Below are 16,384 nucleotides of genomic sequence, written 5' to 3' on the forward strand. Positions count from 1 at the left end.
CGGCTCTTCAGTTTGGGCATGATACTACCGGAATCACCAGGTTGTGGTAGTGGCAACGACGACAACGATGAGGGCCGGCTCGGTCATCGTTCCGGGGTGGCTACCGACGGCCATTCATGGACGGTTGACTGAACGGGTATAATGCAATGAACCTGAGCCGAACTGGTGCCTTAAGCGGGAGCAGCGATGAGATACCCAGCCAATCACAAAGCGCACATCCATAAACAGCTGGTGGAGTCGGCCGGTGCCCTGGTGAAAACCCAGGGCTTTGGCACCACGGGGGTGGATGCGCTGATGGCGTCGGTGGGGCTCACTGGCGGTGCCTTCTATGGCCATTTCAAATCGAAGGTCCAGCTGTTCCGCGAGATCATCGCCAACGAACTGGGCAAAACCCGGGACCGTTTTCAGGGGTTGAGCGCAACTGGCGACCGGCCACGGAGCTATCACGCGCTGGTGACAGGGTATTTCAGTCGCCAGCACTTGGAGCGAGCCGACAGCGGTTGTCCGTTACCGTCCCTGAGCAGCGAGGTGGCGAGGGCGGATGACGAGGTCAAGAGGGCCTATGAAGCGGGTCTACTGGAACTGCACGCCATCCTCACCGAACAGGTGGGTGATGAGGCCAAGGCCTGGGCGGTGATTGCCATGGGTGCCGGTGCCATCAATCTGGGTCGGGCGGTGCAGTCGCCCGCCTTGCAGGAGGAATTGCTGGCGGCTTGTCGTCAGGTGGCGCTGGGTCAGACTCGAGACTGATCATTTTCCACCGCTGCCTCACTCAACCTTGGGGGTAGCCTGGCGATGGAGGCGGACACTAGTGCGGTGGCCCTACTCGACATGGGCAATGTTCGCACTATTGCATTATGATCGTTTATTAATAGATCGTTTAGTCACGGTTGGCATACCCTGAGGGCCGACCGGCTCATCTTTCCGGGGAGAATGTCATGTCCAGCACCCGCACCGATACCACCGCCTGTATCCTGTGTTCCCGCAACTGCGGCCTGAGCGTGGAGCTTGAAGGCAGTCACCTGAAAAAGATCCGCGGCGACAAATCCCATCCACTGACCCAGGGCTACATCTGTCAGAAGGCCGCTCGCCTGGAGCATTACCAGAATCAGGATGATCGTCTGACCAGCCCGCTGCAACGCCAGCCGGACGGTTCGTTCAAGCCGGTGAGCTGGGACGAGGCGTTAGAGGATATTGCCGGACGTCTGCTGGCCATCCGCAACCACCATGGTGGTGACGCTTTTGCCTTCCTCGGTGGCGGTGGCCAGGGCAATCATCTTGGCGGGGCATACAGCCGTCAGTTGTTGGCGGCGATGAACAGCCGCTTCAGCTACAACTCCCTGGGCCAGGAAAAAACCGGCGATTTCTGGGTCAATGGCCGACTGTTCGGCAGTCAGCGCTGTCACACCACCGAAGACGTCGAACACGCCGACTTCGTGCTGTTCATCGGCACCAACCCGTTCCAGGCTCATGGCATTCCCAATGCCCGGGACACCCTGAAACACATCCAGAAAGACCCCAACCGGACCATGGTGGTGGTGGATCCTCGCCGCTCCGAGACCGCCAGATTGGCCGATATCCACCTGCAATTACGACCGGGCACCGACAGTTACCTGCTCAGTGCGATGCTTGCGATCATCGTGCGTGAAGGTCTGCACGACCGGGACTTCCTGGCTCGCCGTTGCCTCGGTTTCGAGGAGGTGGAACAGGCGCTGCTGACCATCCCGGTGGCGGACTACGCCCGCAGAGCGGATGTTCCGCTGGACCAGCTGGAAAAAGTGGCGCGGGATTTTGCCAGCGCCAAAACCGCCTGTGTGCGTATCGACCTGGGCATTCAGCAGACCCTGCATACCACTCTGAACGGCTACCTGGAAAAGCTGTTGTATCTGCTGACGGGCAATTTCGGCGTTCGTGGCGGCAATAACCTGCATACCATGCTGCTGCCCATTTTGGGGGATACCGATGAGCGGAACCCGAAACTCAAACGCACGGCCCATCACGGCATGTTCCCCATTGCCGGCATCTATCCACCCAATATCCTGCCGGACGAGATTCTCCACAATGGCGAGGACCGGGTGCGGGCGGTGTTCGTGGACAGTGCCAATCCGCTGGTGACTTGGGCCGACACCGCCGCCTATGAAAAAGCCTTTGCCGCCCTGGAACTGAGTGTGGTGGTGGATGTGGCGATGACAGAAACGGCCCGTGCGGCCCATTACGTGCTGCCGGCGTCGTCCCAGTTTGAAAAGTGGGAGGCCACCGGCTTCAATCTGGAGTTTCCGGTCAACGGCTTCCATCTGCGCCACCCGTTGTTCCCGGCCCGGGCAGGCACCCTGCCGGAGCCGGAAATCTACACCCGGCTGTTGGAGAAAATGGGCGAACTGCCGCCGGCATTTCCGAAGCTGGAACGGATTGCCCGCCTTGAGTCGGGTCGTGGCCTGTATCCGGCCTACCTGGCCGCGCTGGGAGTGACGCTGGCGAGCAACCGTCGCTGGCGCCCTCTCGCCGCTTCCATCGTTTACCGTACCCTGGGTAAGTCGTTACCCGACAAAGCCGCCGCCACCGCGCCACTGTTGCCCTTGGCGATGGTCTACGCCCAGAAGCACTACGCCGCGGTGAAGCGGGCGGGTCACCGGGGCAATCGCCTGACACTCGGTGCCAATCTGTTCCGGGCCATCCTCAACGGTCGCTCCGGCGTGCTGCTCAGTGAGCACCAGTTCAGCGACCTGTGGTCGTTTATCGCCCACGAGGATGGCTTCATTCACCTGGCGATACCGGAGATGTTGGCCGAGCTGAGGCAGCTCGAAGCGGAAACCCTGCCCGGCTCTGATCACCCGTTCATCCTGATGGCGGGAGAGCGCCGCAGCTACAACGCCAACCAGATCTATCGTGATCCGGCCTGGCGCAAGGTAGACCCCCACGGTGCCATGCGCATGCATCCGAACGATGCCGAGGCACTGGCATTGACCACGGGCGACCAGGCCCGATGCCGGTCAGCCTGGGGTAGCATCGAGGTGGTGATTGAGGTGGATGACAGCGTGCGCACCGGTATGGTGACCCTGCCCCACGGTTACGGCATGCGTTTCCGGGATAGTGCGCCCATCGGGCCGGAACTGAACCGGCTGACGGGCAGCGACCATTGCGATCCGCTGTCACGTACCCCATTCCACAAGTATGTACCGGTACAGATCGAGAAAGCCGATAGCGCTACCGGCGAGCAGTAGGTGGGCTCCGCTGCTGTGGCGGTCGCTATGCCGGGTCGGCGCAGGACGTTCTGGTGACGGACGGTGTGCGTGACGTCTGGCGAAATGGGAAATTCGAGGTAACAGGAAGTGCCGGGTAACAGGAAGTGCCAGGTAACGGCCCGGGCCGGCAACCACCGATGTGGCTGCCGGCCCGAACGCAGTTGCGGTGGTTAGGCGACAGCTTCGCTGCGGTTTTCCACCGGCACTTCCAGCAGCACCGAGTCACCGTCCAGCAGCACCGAGTAGCTGGGGATCCGCACGCTGTCGTCTTCCAGGCAGACGCCGGTGCGCAGGCTGAAGTGCTGCTTGTAGATCGGTGACGCCACCACCGGCTCGCCGCCGAGATCGCCGGTGATGCCGCGGGCGATCACGTTGGCATTGCTGAACGGGTCGAAGTGGCCGACCGCAAACAGCGCGGGAATCTGTTGCGGCAGGTAGAAGATCGCCACCGGGCCGGCGGGGGTCCATACCGCGATGCCGGAATCCGCGATCAGGTCTTCGACTTTACAAACGGCTTGCCATTGGGTCTTGGTGCTCATCTTGTCATCCTCCTTAGGCGGTTTCGGCTTCGGTTACAGGGCGGCGCTGATCGCGCTCCTGGGTCCACTGCTGTACCGGATCTTTACGCTCGTCGTTGACGAATTCACGGAAGCGCTTGCGTTTCTCTGGGTCTTCCACCGCGGTCTTCCACTCGCACTGGTAGGTGTCGATGACCGTTGCCATGTGGGCATCCAGTTCCTCGCCGATACCCAGGCTGTCTTCCAGCACGACTTTCTTGAGGTAGTCGAGACCGCCTTCCAGGTTTTCCATCCACACGCTGGTGCGCTGCAGACGATCGGCCGTGCGAACGTAGAACATCAGTACCCGGTCAATGGCGCGGATCAGTTCTTCATCGCTGAGGTCGGTGGCGAACAGGTCGGCGTGACGCGGACGCATGCCGCCGTTACCGCAGACGTACAGGTTCCAGCCCTTGTCGGTGGCGATCACGCCAATGTCCTTGCTCTGGGCTTCGGCACACTCACGGGTACAGCCAGATACCGCCATTTTCAGTTTGTGCGGTGAGCGCAGGCCCTTGTAGCGCTCTTCCAGCAGGATCGCCATGCCGACACTGTCCTGGACGCCGTAACGGCACCAGGTGCTACCGACACAGGACTTCACCGTGCGCAGGGACTTGCCGTAGGCGTGACCGGTTTCGAAGCCGGCGGCGATCAGTTTTTCCCAGATCTCCGGCAACTCGCTCAGGGTGGCACCGAACAGGTCGATGCGCTGACCGCCGGTGATCTTGGTGTACAGGTCGTATTCCTTGGCCACCTCGCCCAGCACGATCAGCTTGTCCGGGGTGATCTCACCGCCCGGCACCCGCGGCACGATGGAGTAAGTGCCGTTCTTCTGCATGTTGGCCATGAAGGTGTCGTTGGTGTCCTGCAGCGCGACATGGTCGGTGGCCAGGATGTGCTCGTTCCACACGGTGGCGAGGATCGAGGCGACCGCCGGCTTACAGATATCACAGCCGTGGCCCTTACCGTGTTCGGTGATCAGCTGGCGGAAGGTGCGCACGCCATTGACCTTGACCAGATGGAACAGCTCCTGGCGGCTGTACGGGAAGTGCTCGCAGATGTCGGTGCTGACTTCCACGCCCCGCTTCTCCAGCTCGCAATCCACCACGTTCTTCAGCAGTGCGGAACAGCCACCACAACCGGTGCTGGCCTTGGTTTCGGCCTTGACGCCGGCCAGGTCGCAGCAGCCGGCATCGATGACGCCGCAGATGTCGCCCTTGGTGACGTTGTGACAGGAACAGATGGAGGCGGTATCCGGCAGCGCGTCGGGGCCCAGGGCCGGGGCGCCGCCTTCGGATTCCGGCAGGATCAGCGCTTCCGGGCTGGCCGGCAGCTCGATGCCGTTGAGGGCATACTGCAGCAGGGTGTCGTAAGGGCCGTTGTCGCCCACCAGGATGGCACCCAGCAGGGTCTTGCCGTCCTCGCTGATCACCATGCGACGGTAAACGCCGGTGGCCTCGTCGTTGAAACGGATGTTGCGGGCACCCGGGGTCTGGCCATGGGCGTCGCCGATGGAGCCCACATCCACGCCCAGCAGCTTGAGTTTGGTGCTCATGTCGGCGCCGGTGAAGGCGGCCTCGCTGTCACCGTTGAGGGCGCCGGCCAGGGTCCGGGCCATGGTGTAGCCGGGTGCGACCAGGCCGAAGATGCGCTGGTCCCACAGTGCGCACTCGCCGATGGCGTGAATGTTGGCATCGGAGGTGGCGCACTGGTTGTTGATGACGATGCCGCCGCGCTCGCCGACGTCCAGGCCGGAGCTGCGGGCCAGGGTGTCCTGGGGACGGATACCGGCGGAGAACACGATCAGGTCGGTTTCCAGGTGGCTGTCGTCGCTGAAGTTCATGCGCAGACGGCAATCTTCCCCTTCGACGATGGCGGTGGTGGCCTTCTCGGTGTGCACCTGCACGCCCAGCTCTTCGATCTTGCGACGCAGCAGCGCGCCGCCGTCGTCATCCAGCTGAACCGGCATCAGCCGCGGTGCGAACTCCACCACGTGGGCCTGCAGGCCCAGGCTCTTGAGGGCGTTGGCGGCTTCCAGGCCCAGCAGGCCGCCACCGACAACCACGCCCACTTTGCCGCCTTCGGCGCTGGCACGGATCTGGTCGAGGTCGTCCAGGGTCCGGTAGACCAGGCAGTTGGGGCGGTCGTTACCCTTGATGGGCGGGACGAACGGGTAGGAGCCGGTGGCCAGCACCAGTTCTTCGTAGTCGTAGCTGCCTTTGGGGGTTACCACGCGCTTGTTGTCGCGGTCGATTTCGGTGACCTGCTCGTCCAGGTGCAGATCGATGTTCTTCTCGGCGTACCAGTCAGCGGTGCCCATGGCCAGATCGGCGTGGGTGGAACCACCGAAATATTCCGACAGGTGGACCCGGTCGTAGGCCAGCAGCGGTTCTTCACCGAATACCACGATGTTGAAGCCTGCGGCAGCCTCGGTCTCGACGATCTGTTCCAGAAAGTGGTGACCGACCATGCCATTGCCGATCACTATCAGGTTCTTCTTGCTCATGGGATTTCCTCTCATCAATGACCGGTGGGTTCATGCTGCCGCGTTGCAGTAATCTTTCCCGAATGCCAAGCTGGCCCGGTATTCAGTAATATCGTCCGCCTGGCGGATGCGCTCGTGGTACCAGGGGCCGTCGCTGGTCTCGCCGAACAGAACGGCGCCAGTCAGGCGTTGGTCACGGATCATCAGCCGGCAATAGCGGTTGGTTTCATAGTCCTGCCAGACCACCGACTCGGTCTGTTCGTCCGGTTCGGTCTGGCCGCTGGAAAAAATCGGGATACCGCTGATCTTCAGTCGGGTGGCGATGACGGATGGCTCGAAGATCGCACTGGTTTGCGGTTGGCAGAGCACGTCCGCCAGTATGGCGGCCTGCTCATAGCCCGGCTCCACCAGACCGAAGGTTTCCTTGCCCAGCTGACAGCACTCGCCGAGGGCAAAAATGTTGGGATCACTAGTCTGTAGCCGGTTGTTCACCAGAATGCCGCGATCGCAGTCCAGTCCGGCCTCGCGGCCAATCTCTGAATTCGGGGTGATGCCGGCGGCAATCACCACCAGATCGGTACTGATCAGGGTCTCGTCCGCCAGTTGTACCGCCCGCAGCTGCTGGTTGCCCAGCAGGGCCATGGGCTCGGTGCCGGTGCGGACAGTCAGGCCGCGCTCAGTCAGGGCGTCCTTGAGCAGGTTGCCGCCAACCGTGTCGAGCTGACGATTGAGCAGGTGCGAGGCCCGGTGCAATACGGTGACCGCCATGCCCCGACAACGCAGACCCTCGGCCGCTTCCAGCCCGAGGAATCCGCCGCCGACCACTACGGCGCGACGGTGACGCTGGCTCAATTCAATCAGGGTGCGGGTGTCCCGCAGGTCGCGAAAGCCCACCACTCCTTTCAGGTTCTCGCCGGGCAGACCGAGACTGGTCGAGCGAGAACCGGTGGCAATGACCAGCTGGTCGTAGTGCTCGTGGTGACCGCTGGCGGTGATCACTTGCTGGGCGTCGCGGTCGATCCGTACCACCGGATCGCCCTGTCGGCGCTCAATACCATGGTGCTCGAACCAGTCCGCCTCTTGCAGGGCCAGGCTGGCTTCTGCGGCATCGCCGGCGAGCATGGAGGACAACAGGATGCGGTTGTAGGCCGGGGCGGCCTCACCGCTGAGCACCACGATGCGGGAAAACGGCATTGACGGCTGGGCGCACAGTTGCTCCAGCAAACGCTGGGCTACCATGCCATGGCCACAGATCACCAAAGTATTCGTCATGCTTCCCGCCTCGATAAAAAAGCCGGAACGCCGCGCCCAAAGACGGGAGGGGTGTCCGGCAACATTGCCAACAACGAAGATGGATGGTCAGACCGAGCGGAGTCGGTGAAGCCCATCCTGGGTTTGATAAAGCGATAACCGTGCCAAGGTTGTTTGGCCTTTAATTACAAGGGGATGTATCGATGTTGGCGCGCCGGGAGGGAGATGCGAATGCCCCGCCCTGGTTCGCCCGCACCATATGGGTGCGGGCGGGGCGGGGTTTTGGCTCGATTTTGGGGCCGGTCAGGCGATGGCCCGCTGTTGCGGTTCCAGCGGGGTGGATTCGACGACGATGGCGGGAGCGGCCGGTGCCGCCTCCGATGGTGCCGGCTCGGCTATGGACGTGACGGGGTCGCCCTTGCCCGGGAAGGTCTGCTTCTCATAGAGGAAGGACAGCACCGCCTGCCGGTAGTGGACGTAGGTCGGGTCGTCCGCCAGGGCGACCCGGTTGCGGGGCCGTGGCAGGTCGATGGTCAGCTCCTCACCGACGGTGGCGGCCGGACCGTTGGTCATCATCACGATGCGGTCGGACAGCAACACCGCCTCGTCCACATCGTGGGTGATCATGATCACGGTGCTGTTCAGCTCCTGCTGGATGGTCATCAGCGAATCCTGCAGGTGCGCCCGGGTCAGCGCATCGAGGGCGCCAAACGGTTCGTCCATCAACAGCACACTGGGTTTCATGGCCAGGGCACGGGCAATGCCAACGCGCTGCGCCATACCGCCGGAGATCTCGCCCGGTCGCTTGTCGAGGGCATGCTGCATGTTCACCAGGGTGAGGTTGTGCAGAATCCAGTCACGCTTCTCTTTCCTGCCCATGGACTTGCGGAACACCTGCCGGACCGCCAGCTCGACGTTTTCGTACACCGTCAGCCAGGGCATCAGGGCGTGGTTCTGGAACACCACCGCTCGTTCCGGGCCCGGGGTGTTGACTTCGTGACCGTCCAGCACGCAGCCGCCACGGCTGGCCTGCAGCAAGCCGGCGACGATGTTCAGCACGGTCGACTTGCCGCAACCGGAATGCCCGATCAGCGAGACAAACTCACCCTTGCGGATCTTCAGGTTGACCTTGTCCAGCGCCAGGAACGGGCCGTTGGGGGTGTCGAACGCCATGTCGACACCGGTCAGTTCAAGATGGGGCTTAATCATGGCTCTCTCCTCTCAGTTCGTTGCAGGCAGCGGTTATTGGTTCCAGGCGACCTTTTTCTGGATCAACAGCATGATCCGGTCGAGCAGGAAGCCGATGAAGCCGATGGCGATCACCGCCACCATGATCCGGCTCAGCGACTGGCTGCTGCCGTTCTGGAATTCGTCCCAGACGAACTTGCCGAGTCCGGGGTTCTGCGCCAGCATCTCCGCCGCGATCAGCACCATCCAGGCAATGCCCAGGGACACCCGCAGCCCGGTGAAGATCATCGGCACCGAGGATGGCAGCACCACCTTGCGGGTGTGGGTCCAGAACGACAGCCGCAGCACCTTGGAGACGTTCAGCAGGTCTGGATTCACCGCCGCCACTCCGACGCTGGTGTTGATCAGCGTGGGCCACAGGCTGCACAGGGTGACGGTGATCATCGAGGTCAGGAAGGCCTTCTCGAACATCGGATCGTCACTGACGTAGGTGGCGGACACCACCATGGTGACCAGGGGCAGCCAGGCCAGGGGCGACACCGGCTTGAACACCTGGATCAGCGGATTGACCGCCGCCGCGAAGTGGCGGTTGAGGCCCACCACGATGCCCAGGGGCACCGCGATCGCCGTGGCCAGAGCGAACCCGGACAGCACGGTGATCAGGCTGGTGCCGATCTGGCTGAAGAAGGTGGGCGCCCCCGGGTAGGGCCGGATCCGCACCTCGGCGTCCGGGTTGTCCTGGAGGATACGGGCATTGCGCTGCTCCTGCATGGTAACGAAACGCTCGGCGCGTTCGCGCTCGTTGCTGTGTTCCCGCCACAGCTGCCCGGCCTGTTCCCAGACATCCGACGGTGCCGGGAAGGCGCCCAGTGAGGTGTTGACCTGGGGCGCAACCAGTTGCCAGAACAACAGGAAGAGTGCGATGCCGATGGCAGGCAACAGCAGGGCTTGGCCCGCACGAGCCAGCGCCTGGGGCGCCAGCTTGTCGGTTACGGTACTCATCCAGCGTGGGGTGTCTGCCGTTGCGGCAGACTGGGTGATGGTCGTCATCTCATCCTCCGGTAAGCACTCGGATTAAGGGGTTTGCTGGCCTTTGAGGCCGATCGCAAAGCTGTCGATGTAGGCGTTCGGCGTGTGCGGGGTAAAGCGCACGCCGTCGATCAGTTCGCCCTGCTGGGGGCGTTCGAAGTTTTCCGCCCCCAGGTCCGGGAAGTCCGCGGCGCTGAGCAGGCCGTCGTCGATCAGGGACTGGGCCGCCTGCTCGTAGATATCGGCGCGATAGACCTTCTTGGCGATGTCCAGGTACCAGCCGTCGGGTTTGGCCTCGGGGATCTGGCCCCAGCGCCGCATCTGGGTCAGATACCAGATCGCATCGGACGGGAACGGGTAGGTGGCGTAGTAGCGGAAGAACACGTTGAAGTCCGGTACCGAGCGCACGTCGCCCTTCTCATACTCGAAGGTTCCGGTCATGGAGTTGGCGATGACCTTGGCATCGGCGCCGACGTAGTTGGGACGGGCCAGGATCTCCACCGCTTCCTCGCGGTTGGCGTTGTTGTTCTCATCCAGCCAGTGGGCGGCGCGAATCAGTGCGCGCAGCAGCCGCAGGTGGGTGTTGGGGTATTGTTCGGCCCAGCCCTCGGTGACGCCAAACACCTTCTCGGGGTTGTTCGGCCAGATCTCGTAGTCGGTGATCACCGGCACGCCGATGCCCTTGAACACCGCCTGCTGGTTCCAGGGCTCGCCCACGCAGTAGCCTTTGATGGTGCCGGCTTCCAGGGTGGAGGGCATTTGCGGTGGCGGGGTCACCGACAGGTGCACGTCCGCCGCCAGGGTGCCGCTGGTGTCGCCCCGTTGCGGCGCGTAGTAGCCCGGATGGAGACCGCCGGCGGCCAGCCAGTACCGTAGCTCGTAGTTGTGGGTGGACACCGGGAACACCATGCCCATCGGAAAACGTTCGCCGCGATCCCGGTGGGCGTCCACCACCGGTTTCAGGGCTTGGGCGCTGATCGGGTGGATCGGGCTGCCGTCTTCCTGGCTGGGGATGTGCTCGCGCATCTGATCCCAGACATCGTTGGCGACGGTGATGCCGTTTCCGTTCAGATCCATGCTGAAGGCGGTGATGATGTCCGCCTGGGTGCCATAGCCGATGGTGGCGCCCAGCGGCTGGCCCGCCAGCATGTGGGCGCCGTCCAGTTCACCGGTGATGACCCGGTCCAGCAGTACCTTCCAGTTGGCTTGCGCCTCCAATTCCACGAACAGGCCTTCATCCAGGAAGTAGCCCTGCTCCCAGGCCACCGCCAGCGGCGCCATGTCGGTCAGTTTGATGAACCCCAGTTTGAGGTCCGGTTTCTCCGCCGGGCCGATCTCGGCCTGGGCGGATTGCAGCCATCCACTGCAGAGCAGCAATACAACCAATAGCGGCTTCAACTTCATCTTCTTCTCCTTTGAAGAACTCAGAAAACAAAAAAAACGCCATGACCTCCGGTCGATTGCGGGAGGGCGGGCGTCTTTGCCAATCTTGATGTCGAGTTGTAATGCCGGGTGGATCCAAGGCCGGCGATGCATGCTGTGATTAATAGAGCAGGTTCCGTGCCAAAACAAAAAGGTGATAATAAACAATAAGATATGGATTGTTTTTTGCGGTCGGTTGGTGGTTTTCGTGGTGAGCGGTGCACGAAGTTGAGCGTGCTGCCTCAATGTCGGGCGGTCGTGCGGATTGAAAGGTGCGGTTTTGGGACGGTGGCTCGCTACAGCGCGGCCGCTACCATTCGTGGAGTTGTTCGCCCAACAGGCTGTCGCTGGCGACGCTGACCGGGCCATGGCGACCGTTCAGGGTAAAGGGGCGACGGTGGCGGCCTTCGGTCTTGCCGTCGATCAGCGGAGTGTCGATGCCGAAGGTGTCTGCCGCCTTGCGGTACAGCGCCGGCTTGACCACCGACTTGAGGGCGGCAAGGTCGCTCTCGGCCAGTTGACCATGGCGTTGGAGCCGGGTCGCCAGCCAGTGAGCCTGGGACAGCCAGGGAAAATTGGCGGAATCGCGGAAAAAATGTTGGTTCAGTTTGGGATGAAACAGGCTGAACGGATGGTGTTCGAGGCCGTCGATCTGGTTGCCCAGGTATTCCGGACGGGCCAGCACCCGGCGCAGCTCCGGGTGGTTGCGGGGCTCGTCCAGCCAGCGGCAGGCGCCAAGCAGGGCGTAAATCAGGCGTAAATGGATGGCCGGGTGCTGATCCGCCCAGTCGGCCCGCATGCCCAGCACTTTTTCCGGGGCGTTTTGCCAGACCTGGTGGCTGGAATGGAGAATCCGGCCCAGCCCTTTGAGCTCCAGCAGGGTGTTCCACGGTTCGCCGACGCAGCAGCCTTCAATGGCGCCGGCGCGGAAGGCGTCTAGCATCTGGACGGGGGACACCGGGATGATCTGGATGTCATCGGTACACACCGGGCCGGCGGAATTGAGCCAGTCCCGCAGTTGCAGATCGTGGCTGGACCAGGGCGCCACCGAGGCCAGTTGAATCGGACGGCCCCGCTCCCGGGCCAGTTCGATCAGGCAGTGGGCCGAGGCGATGGGGTCGTCCGCCTCGGCGCCGCGGGCAAGCAGTTGGTTATAGAGCTTGTTGGCCAGGGTGATGCCATTGCCGTTGCGGCTTAGCACCATGCCGGTGACCACCGCAGTGGTGGGGCCGCCGCTGGCCAACGACATGGTCAACGGCATCGGCGCCAGCATTTGGGCGCCGTCGAGGAGGCCGAAACTGACCTTGTCCCGCACTGAGGCCCAGGCGCCCTCCCTGACCAGTTCGACCTGCAGTCCTTCGGTATCGAATAGACCCAGTTCCTGGGCCATGATCAGCGGAGCACTGTCAAGCAGGGGCACAAAGCCCAGGCGGATCTGGAAGCCCGGGTGTTTGTGCAACTGGGTCAGTGCAGCCATGATGGGGGCGGCCTCAGGACGCGTGTTTCAATGCATTACCGTTAGCGAGTGCCAGGTCGTTCTCGGGGGCGAGCAGTTCGATGACTCGCTGGGCGATCACCGCCAGCCGTTCGCTGTGATCCATGGCGGATTTGCGCAGGACCTGGTAAGCGGCGTCTTCGTCACAGCCTTCGCGCTTCATGATCAGGCCCTTGGCCCGTTCGATCAGCTTGCGATCTTCCAGCGCCGAGCGCGTCTGGGCCAGCTCCACACGCAGGGCCTGGAAGGATTCAAATTGCACCACCGCCGAATCGATGATGGAGCGTACCCGGTCCGGTTGCAGGCCATCCATGACATAGGCACTGACACCGGCGTGCAAGGCGGCCTTGATCGTCGCCCGGTCGGCGGGCTCGTTGGCGCAGAACACGATGGGACGGGGCGCATGCTCGTTCATGGTGCTCATGTTTTCCAGGGTATCCCGGTCCGGCAGGTCCATATCGATGATGACCATATCCGGCTCGTCCCGGGCAACGGCGGCGGTCAGGCCGGTGGCGTCGGGACGTTGACTGATAACCTCGTGACCCTCCTGCTCGAGTGCCAGCTTCACCAGGCTGGCACGGTCGCTGTCCTTGTCGATAAGGAGTATGCGGAGTGGGTCTTGTGCATTCATGACGGCATTCCTCTGAAAACTGAACTTGGCGTGTGTGTTACCGCTGACGCGATCCAGTAGAGCAAATAGTTTGCCAACCCTGTTCAAAGTGCAGAAATTCAGGATATCGCGTATTCTGTACGCAGATTGATCAAAATAGAGGCGGGGCGTCGTGCCCGGTTTCTGTGCAATTCACGGATAGGGTGCACCAAAATGTGCGTAATGGCCTGGGGAAAGCGGGCTCGGTAGGGGCTAAGGCCCTGATTGACAGGGGGTGGCCCTGTTATTGCTTTGCTATTGCACAAAGATCTTAACGAATTGAATGCACCTTTGATTCGGCGCCGAAGCCCGTCTGTTTGCCCCAACCGCGAGCGCGCGGTAGTGGCGAAACCTGCGGGCTTTTTTTATGGGTCGGACGAGAATTTCGGGAGACACCGTGACTGCTTCTAACACGGCCTCATGCCACACCACCTGTCCCTACTGTGGGGTTGGTTGTGGTGTTGTTACCAATACCACGGACCGTCTCACGGTCAGCGGTGATACTGCCCATCCGGCCAACCTCGGGCGTCTGTGCGTCAAGGGCACCAACCTGCATGAGACCACCGACCTCAATGGTCGCCTGATGCAGCCGCGGGTTGCTGGTCGCCAGGTAGCCTGGGACCAGGCCATCGGCGAGACCGCCCGCGCCATCCGCGAGTCCATCGCCCAGTACGGGCCTGAATCCGTGGCGTTCTATCTGTCCGGGCAGTTGCTGACCGAGGACTATTACGTGGCCAACAAGTTGGCCAAGGGCTTCATCGGAACCCCCCACGTCGATACCAACTCCCGGCTGTGCATGTCTTCCGCGGTCGCTGCCCATAAACGCGCCTTCGGTGCCGATGCGGTACCGGCCTGTTACGAGGACCTGGAACTGGCGGATCTGCTGGTGCTGGTGGGCAGCAATGCCGCCTGGAACCATCCGGTACTGTACCAGCGCATGAAAGCGGCGGCTCGGGATGGCCGCCGGGTGGTGGTGATCGACCCGCGGGAGACCGCGACCTCTGAGCTGGCGGATCTGCACCTGCGCCTGCGTCCCGGCACCGATACCGTGCTGTTCAACGGCTTGCTGGTGTGGCTGGCGGATCAGGGCGGCCTCGACGCGGACTACATTGCCGAGCACTGCGAAGGCTTCGACGACGCCTTGGCGGCGGCCCGTGCCGCAGCGCCGGATGTGGCCGCGGTGGCCAGCCAGTGCGACCTGCCGGAGGAAGCGGTAACCCGTTTCTATCGTTGGTACCAGGCTACCCCCCGTACGGTCACCGGTTTTTCCCAGGGCGCCAATCAGTCGGTGGCCGGTACCGACAAGGGTAACGCCATCATCAACTGTCATCTGGCCACCGGTCGGGTGGGCAGGCCGGGCGCCAGCCCGCTCTCCCTCACCGGTCAGCCCAATGCCATGGGTGGGCGGGAAGTCGGCGGCCTGGCCAACACCCTGGCTGCGCACATGGATTACCAGACCCCAGGCGCCCGGGAGCTGGTGGCGGAATTCTGGCAATGCGAACAGGTGGCCGATGGCCCCGGTCACAAGGCGGTGCAGCTGTTCGACGCCATCCATGACGGCAAGATCAAGGTGTTGTGGGTGATGGCGACCAACCCGGCGGTCAGCCTTCCCGATACCGCTCGGGTGCGCGAGGCGTTGCAGCGCTGCCCGACGGTGATTGTCTCCGACTGCATGGCCAGCACCGACACCACCGAGTTTGCCGACATCCTACTGCCGGCGGCGGGCTGGGGCGAAAAGGACGGCACCGTGACCAATTCGGAGCGGCGGATTTCCCGTCAGCGCCAGTTCCTGCCCCTGCCCGGAGAGGTGCGCCCTGACTGGTGGATCATGACCGAGGTGGCCAAGGCGCTGGGTTTCGGTGAAGCCTTCAAGTACGCCGGCCCGGCGGATGTGTTCCGGGAGCACGCGGCGTTGTCGGCGTTTCGCAATGACGGTCAGCGCATTTTCAATCTGGCCGGACTGACCACGTTGAGCAATGAAGAATACGATCAGCTGTCCCCGGTGCAGTGGCCGGTATTGCCGGGTGCGTTAGCGGGCCAGGCGCGGCTGTTTGGCGATGGCCACTATTGCACCGCCAATGGTCGGGGGCGGTTTGTGCCGATCCATACCGTGCTGCCGGTGTGTCAGCCCACGGCCGAGGCGCCTCTGGTGGTTAACACCGGTCGTATCCGTGATCAGTGGCACACCATGACCCGGACCGCGAAATCGCCACGCTTGCTGCAGCACCGGGGCGAGCCGTTCATCGAGGTGCATCCCGATGACATGGCTCGCTACGGCCTGCAGGATCAGGGCCTGGCGAGCCTTCACAATGGCGATCAGCGTTACGTCGGCAAGGTGCGCAGCTGTCCCCAGCAGCGGGTTGGCGAGGTATTCGTGCCGATCCACTGGAATCAGCAATTCAGCTCGGCAGGTCTGGCCTCGGCGCTTACCGACCGGGTCACCGACCCGGTGTCCGGTCAGCCCGAGTCCAAGCACGGCGTTGCCTCGATTCAGCCGCTGAAGACCAAGTGGCACGCCCGCCTGCTGGTGCGGCAGAATCGCCCCCGCCGCTGGCGCGCCGATTACTGGACCTACGTGCCGATGGCGGACTGCGACAGCTGGTGGCTGGCGGGCACCTCGGATGAGGACTGGGCGGAGCGGGCGGACTACTGGCTCGGCGGTGCGCCCCAGTTGGTGATGAACGATCCGGCCCAGGGCATGTTCCGGGCGGCGCGGATTGTGGACGGCCGCCTCGAGGCGCTGATTCTGGTGGACCGGGACGTGAGCCGGCTGCCGGATCTGGCCTGGCTGGAAACCTGTTTTGCCAGTGACACCCTGTCCGAGCGGGATCGGCGGGCGTTGCTGGCGGCACGGGATGCGGAAGCCGAGGATATCGGTGCCATTGTGTGCAGCTGTTTCCAGGTCGGTGAGCGTCAGATTGAGGCGGCGATCGCCGCCGGCGCCGCCAGCGTCGACGAGCTGGGTAAACGCTTGCGCTGTGGTACCAACTGCGGCTCCTGCCTGCCGGAGCTGAAGGAGCTGGTGGCCAATGCGGTAGAGGTCAAGGTGACGTCCTGATGTTAAGG

Annotated in this window: 11 protein-coding genes; 3 read left to right on the plus strand and 8 right to left on the minus strand. The window is 63.0% G+C overall.

The window, feature by feature from the left end; translation table 11 throughout:
* Positions 1-186: 186 nt before the first annotated feature.
* The gene (locus N6L25_RS01015) at positions 187-750 is read left to right on the plus strand and encodes a TetR/AcrR family transcriptional regulator (protein WP_271977141.1); all 564 of its coding nucleotides are present in this window, start codon (positions 187-189) and stop codon (positions 748-750) included.
* A 188-nt stretch (positions 751-938) separates the two neighbouring features.
* A complete protein-coding gene (locus N6L25_RS01020; protein WP_271977142.1) occupies positions 939-3,221 on the plus strand; it encodes a molybdopterin-dependent oxidoreductase in 2,283 nt (760 codons plus the stop codon).
* A 191-nt stretch (positions 3,222-3,412) separates the two neighbouring features.
* On the opposite strand, the gene nirD is transcribed toward N6L25_RS01020, so the two are convergent.
* From nirD to N6L25_RS01060, 8 genes are all read right to left on the minus strand, one after another.
* Positions 3,413-3,781 (minus strand): nitrite reductase small subunit NirD, encoded by a 369-nt coding sequence (nirD, locus tag N6L25_RS01025; protein ID WP_271977146.1) that lies wholly within the window; start codon positions 3,779-3,781, stop codon positions 3,413-3,415.
* A 13-nt stretch (positions 3,782-3,794) separates the two neighbouring features.
* Complete coding sequence (gene nirB / locus N6L25_RS01030) at positions 3,795-6,305, minus strand: nitrite reductase large subunit NirB (protein ID WP_271977147.1); 2,511 nt, start codon at positions 6,303-6,305, stop codon at positions 3,795-3,797.
* 30 nt (positions 6,306-6,335) lie between these two features.
* Complete coding sequence (locus N6L25_RS01035; protein WP_271977148.1) at positions 6,336-7,556, minus strand: NAD(P)/FAD-dependent oxidoreductase; 1,221 nt, start codon at positions 7,554-7,556, stop codon at positions 6,336-6,338.
* Between the two features lie 282 nt (positions 7,557-7,838).
* Entirely contained in the window at positions 7,839-8,744 is a 906-nt protein-coding gene (locus tag N6L25_RS01040) for an ABC transporter ATP-binding protein (protein WP_271977150.1), read from the minus strand.
* 33 nt (positions 8,745-8,777) lie between these two features.
* Positions 8,778-9,725 (minus strand): ABC transporter permease, encoded by a 948-nt coding sequence (locus N6L25_RS01045; protein ID WP_442915197.1) that lies wholly within the window; start codon positions 9,723-9,725, stop codon positions 8,778-8,780.
* Between the two features lie 72 nt (positions 9,726-9,797).
* Entirely contained in the window at positions 9,798-11,156 is a 1,359-nt protein-coding gene (locus N6L25_RS01050; RefSeq protein ID WP_271977154.1) for a CmpA/NrtA family ABC transporter substrate-binding protein, read from the minus strand.
* A gap of 328 nt (positions 11,157-11,484) precedes the next feature.
* Positions 11,485-12,651, minus strand: coding sequence for an ABC transporter substrate-binding protein (locus N6L25_RS01055; RefSeq protein ID WP_271977155.1), 1,167 nt, complete (start codon positions 12,649-12,651; stop codon positions 11,485-11,487).
* A 13-nt stretch (positions 12,652-12,664) separates the two neighbouring features.
* Positions 12,665-13,300: an ANTAR domain-containing response regulator gene (locus N6L25_RS01060; protein ID WP_271977157.1), complete on the minus strand. Its 636-nt coding sequence runs from the start codon at positions 13,298-13,300 to the stop codon at positions 12,665-12,667.
* A gap of 415 nt (positions 13,301-13,715) precedes the next feature.
* Between N6L25_RS01060 and N6L25_RS01065 the strand changes: the two genes are divergently transcribed.
* Complete coding sequence (locus tag N6L25_RS01065) at positions 13,716-16,376, plus strand: nitrate reductase (protein ID WP_271977160.1); 2,661 nt, start codon at positions 13,716-13,718, stop codon at positions 16,374-16,376.
* The last annotated feature ends 8 nt before the right edge of the window (positions 16,377-16,384 follow it).

This window comes from Marinobacter sp. SS21, assembly GCF_028369065.1.
Lineage (GTDB): Bacteria > Pseudomonadota > Gammaproteobacteria > Pseudomonadales > Oleiphilaceae > Marinobacter.